The following is a 1,587-nucleotide window of genomic DNA, read 5'->3' as shown; positions in this document are numbered from 1 at the left end:
AGCTTGACGTTTAACCCCGCAGGTCACTCGACCTGCTGATCTGCGGTTTTTTCCGGGACAGCGGAGGCGGCCGTTCTCCACGCTTCGAGATGTCAAGTCACGAAGCAACAAGAGAACGGCCGCTGTGTATGAGTCTGTCTGTCGACGCACCCGCAGGCGAGGCGTTGGACGTGTTGTCCCGCTTTCGGGTCGAGTTCTACGAATCCCTGTACAAGCGTGCGGATGCGCTCTTCGAGCTCACGGACGCGGTGTTGTGTGCGGACGGGCCCGTGAAGACACTGGTCGAACTGTCGCTGGCGGTCGAGCACCAGCGTGGACACGGCGCGATGTACGCGGCGTTGGACCGGGGCTGGGCAGAGCCGGCGCGGTTACGGCGGACTCTGGCCGGCCTGCCACTACCGAAGGCGGCCGACGGGCGGATCGTGTTGGCCGTTGACGTGAGCAACTGGCTCCGTCCCGACGCTCCGACCAGCGGCGACCGCCTGTTCTGCCACGTCTACGGACGTGGTGCCCGGAGCAAGGACCAGTTCGTGCCGGGCTGGCCCTACTCCTTCGTCGCCGCGCTGGAAACGGGCCGTACCTCCTGGGTCGCCATGCTGGACGCCGTGCGCCTTGGACCCGCCGACGACGCGACCGCCATCACGGCCACCCAACTCCGCGACACCGTTGCGCGGTTGGTCCAAGCCGGACAGTGGGAGCCCGGGGATCCCGAGATCCTGATCGTCATGGATTCAGGCTACGACGTCACCTACCTCTCCCACGCGCTGACGGACCTGCCTGTCGTGCTGCTCGGGCGTCTGCGCTCGGACCGTGTCATGCTCCGCGATCCGGGCGAGGCCCGCTCCACGCCCAGGGGAGGGCGTCCGCGTCGGCATGGCGGCGTCCTCGCCCTGGCCCGACCCGAGACCTGGCACAGCCCCGAGGTGACCACGTCCACGGACACCACTCGCTACGGCACCGCCGAGGCGATGGCTTGGGACCGGATGCACCCCCGGCTCACCCACCGCGGCCCTTGGCTGAACCACGTAAAGGATGAACTCCCCCTCCTGCACGGCACGTTGATCCGCCTGAAGGTCGAGCGCCTGCCGGGCGATCGCGACCCGAAGCCGGTCTGGCTGTGGTGCTCGGCCACCAGCGCCACCGACGCGGACGTGGACCGCTGGTGGCAGGCGTTCCTGCGCAGGTTCGACCTCGAGCACACCTTTCGGCTGATGAAGCAGACACTCGGATGGACACGCCCGAAGGTCCGCCACGCCGACACCGCCGACCTGTGGACCTGGCTCATCATCGCCGCACACACCCAGCTCCGCCTCGCCCGAGCCCTCGCCGAGGACCTCCGCCGCCCCTGGGAACGACCAGCGACCGAACCCCGCCGCCTCACCCCCGCCCGGGTCCGTCGCGGGTTTCGCAACATCCGCGCGACGGCGACCCGTCCAGCGGCCGCACCGAAACCAACCCGGCCCGGCCCCGGCCGGCCTCCCGGCTCGAAGAACAAGCAGCGTGCCAAGCGCCACGACGTCGGCAAAACAATCAAACGCGCCGAATCGATCAAGGAACACCAAACACAACGGGGTTAAACGCCAAGCT

1 protein-coding gene is annotated in these 1,587 nt (G+C 68.2%); it reads left to right on the top strand.

What is annotated here, in order from left to right; all coding sequences use genetic code 11:
• The first annotated feature begins 128 nt into the window (after positions 1–128).
• Positions 129–1,577: an NF041680 family putative transposase gene (locus ACFV9O_RS40305; protein WP_385428046.1), complete on the top strand. Its 1,449-nt coding sequence runs from the start codon at positions 129–131 to the stop codon at positions 1,575–1,577.
• The last annotated feature ends 10 nt before the right edge of the window (positions 1,578–1,587 follow it).

The organism is Streptomyces sp. NPDC059909 (assembly GCF_042730885.1).
Taxonomy (GTDB): Bacteria; Actinomycetota; Actinomycetes; order Streptomycetales; family Streptomycetaceae; genus Streptomyces.
The sequence above is the reverse complement of the archived record's forward strand: the minus strand, read 5'-3'. Positions and strand labels throughout refer to the sequence as shown.